The organism is Microbacterium sp. (genome assembly GCF_029263575.1).
GTDB lineage: Bacteria > Actinomycetota > Actinomycetes > Actinomycetales > Microbacteriaceae > Microbacterium.
In genome coordinates, this window is sequence record NZ_JAJUFV010000245.1 from 1 (window position 1) to 2,386 (window position 2,386).

A 2,386-nucleotide genomic window follows, 5' to 3' on the forward strand; every position below is an offset into this window, starting at 1 on the left:
GGGACATCCACCGCGAGGCCCCCGGCTTCGACGCCCTCGAGCCCAAGCGGGAGGTGTTCGAGTGCGGCATCAAGGTCATCGACCTCCTCACCCCCTACCTGCGGGGCGGCAAGATCGGCCTGTTCGGCGGCGCGGGCGTCGGCAAGACCGTCCTCATTCAGGAGATGATCCAGCGCGTCGCGCAGGACCACGGTGGTGTGTCGGTGTTCGCCGGTGTCGGTGAGCGTACCCGTGAGGGTAACGACCTGATTCACGAGATGGAAGAGGCAGGTGTCTTCGACAAGACCGCGCTTGTCTTCGGTCAGATGGACGAGCCCCCGGGGACGCGTCTTCGTGTCGCGCTGTCGGCTCTGACAATGGCGGAGTACTTCCGCGACGTGCAGAAGCAGGACGTGCTGCTGTTCATCGACAACATCTTCCGTTTCACTCAGGCCGGTTCTGAGGTCTCGACGCTGCTGGGCCGTATGCCCTCCGCCGTGGGCTACCAGCCGAACCTCGCCGACGAGATGGGTGTGCTCCAGGAACGCATCACTTCTACCCGCGGTCACTCGATCACGTCGCTGCAGGCGATCTACGTGCCCGCCGACGACTACACCGACCCGGCACCGGCGACGACCTTCGCGCACCTCGACGCCACGACGGAGCTCAGCCGTGAGATCGCATCGAAGGGGCTGTACCCTGCTATCGATCCGCTGACCTCCACATCGCGCATCATGGACCCCCGCTACTTGGGTGAGGACCACTACCGCGTCGCCACGACGGTCAAGCAGATTCTCCAGAAGAACAAAGAACTTCAGGAGATCATCGCGATCCTCGGTGTCGACGAGCTGTCCGAAGAGGACAAGATCGTCGTGTCGCGTGCACGTCGTATCCAGCAGTTCCTCTCGCAGAACACCTACATGGCGAAGAAGTTCACTAACGTCGAGGGATCGACGGTTCCGCTCAAGGACACGATCGAGTCGTTCGACGCGATTGCCAAGGGCGACTTCGACCACGTGGCCGAGCAGGCCTTCTTCAACGTCGGCGGCATCAGCGACGTCGAAGAGAAGTGGGCGCAGATCCAGAAGGAGAACGCCTGATCATGGCATTGCAGGTCAGCCTTGTCTCCGCGGACGCGGAGGTGTGGACGGGAGAGGCATCCCTCGTGGTTGCAAAGACCGTCGAGGGTGAGATCGGCATCATGACCGGCCACGAGCCGATTCTCGCGATCCTCGCCGAGGGTCAGGTTCGCATCACGCAGTCTGACGGCACCAAGGTGCTGGCGAACGCGCAGGATGGCTTCCTCTCGATGGACAGCGACCGGCTCACGATCGTCGCAGGCAACGCGGCGCTCATCGCCTGAGAAACGCATAGCGGACGCGCCCGTCTTTCGACCGTCAGGGTCGAGGGCGGGCGCGTTCTCGTGTGTGGAGAACATGAAGATCTTCCTCCCTCCCTCTGAGACGAAACGTCCCGGTGGCACAGGCACGGCGCTCGCGGTTGCGAGCCTGGCGCTGCCACGGCTTTCATCCGCACGGATGACGGTGCTCGACGCTCTGATCGAGCTGTCGCAGGATCCCGCTGAGGCTCGTCGGGTGTTAAGGCTCAGCGAGCGTCAGCTCGACGACATCGTTCACAACGCCGCGCTGCGTGAAGCTCCAACGATGCCGGCTGTCGATCGCTACACCGGCGTTCTCTACGACGCGCTCGATGCCGATACCCTTTCGACGCCTGCGCGGCGGTGGCTGAAGCAGCATGTCTGGATCCATTCCGCGCCATTCGGACCGATCGGTGCGCTCGACGCGATACCGAACTATCGTCTCGCCGCCGGCACGTCGATCCCGGGAATGCCGCCGTTGCGTCGGCACTGGGCGGCGGCGACCTCTGACGCGATAGCAGGGGAGGGCCCGGCATTCGTGCTCGACTTGCGCAGCGAGGCCTACGTTGCGCTCGGGCCGATTCCCGCGACGGTGCCCTCCGCCTATGTGCGCGTCGTCACCGGACAGGGGAAGGCGCTCAATCACTTCAACAAGAAGGCCAAGGGCGAGCTCGTTCGCGCGCTGGCCGAGGACAGGCCACGGGCACGTTCGCTGCCGGCGTTGCAGAGCTGGGCTGCCGAACGCGGCATCGTCCTGCGGGACTCGGATGCTGCGGACGTGGTCGAGCTCGTCGTCGCGGATTGATTACCGCCACAGCGGGGCTCAGAAATGGGGAGCGCTGTTCGGTGCGTCGCATTGCCGTAGGCGCGGCGACACCGCTACCATGACGAATGCGAAGCTCCTGGGCTTTGCTACAGGGGGCGAGGTACGTTCCCTCAGTCAAAGGAATGTGAGTCACATGTACTCCGACTATGGAACAGCTTATGCAGGGATGCTGGCGTTGTTCGCCCTGTTCGGCTTCCTCCTGA

The 2,386-nt window shown here is 63.8% G+C and carries 3 protein-coding genes; all 3 read left to right on the forward strand.

The features are described 5' to 3' along the window. A partial coding sequence (atpD, locus tag Q1J95_RS15650) for a F0F1 ATP synthase subunit beta (protein ID WP_300269367.1) occupies positions 1 to 1,079 on the forward strand: 1,079 nt, incomplete at its 5' end. A 2-nt stretch (positions 1,080 to 1,081) separates the two neighbouring features. Beyond that, entirely contained in the window at positions 1,082 to 1,342 is a 261-nt protein-coding gene (locus Q1J95_RS15655) for a F0F1 ATP synthase subunit epsilon (RefSeq protein ID WP_300269370.1), read from the forward strand. Between the two features lie 73 nt (positions 1,343 to 1,415). After that, positions 1,416 to 2,162 (forward strand): peroxide stress protein YaaA, encoded by a 747-nt coding sequence (gene yaaA / locus Q1J95_RS15660; protein ID WP_300269373.1) that lies wholly within the window; start codon positions 1,416 to 1,418, stop codon positions 2,160 to 2,162. Positions 2,163 to 2,386 lie beyond the last annotated feature (224 nt).

Coding starts and splice junctions, on each gene's coding strand:
- Q1J95_RS15655 (WP_300269370.1), top strand. CDS start 1,082: ATGGCATTGCAGGTCAGCCTTGTCTCCGCGGACGCGGAGGTGTGGACG.
- yaaA (WP_300269373.1), top strand. CDS start 1,416: ATGAAGATCTTCCTCCCTCCCTCTGAGACGAAACGTCCCGGTGGCACA.